Source organism: Roseibium sp. SCP14, assembly GCF_040329475.1.
In the GTDB taxonomy this organism is placed as follows: Bacteria; Pseudomonadota; Alphaproteobacteria; order Rhizobiales; family Stappiaceae; genus Roseibium.
The window spans coordinates 1-232 of sequence record NZ_JBDZYH010000048.1; the positions used below are offsets into that span (position 1 = coordinate 1).

Annotated in this window: 1 protein-coding gene; it reads left to right on the plus strand. The window is 62.9% G+C overall.

Annotated elements, in window-relative coordinates; translation table 11 throughout:
- The coding region (locus ABLQ08_RS32555; RefSeq protein ID WP_352950931.1) for an ABC transporter permease subunit at positions 1 to 232 on the plus strand (232 nt) is incomplete at both ends.

Consider the following 232-nt stretch of genomic DNA (forward strand, 5'->3'; position numbering starts at 1 on the left):
GGCCGGCATCGTGCTGTCGCCGCTGACTGCCGGTGTGATCGGTCTCGGCCTGCATTACAGCACCTACACGGCCGAGGTTTACCGGGCGGGGATCGAGAATGTCGACAAGGGTCAGTGGGAAGCGGCGCGGGCGCTGAACTACTCGCCGTATCAGACCTGGAGCAAGGTGATCATTCCGCAGGCGGTTCCGCCGATGATCCCGGCGCTGGCGAATTACCTGATCACCATGTTC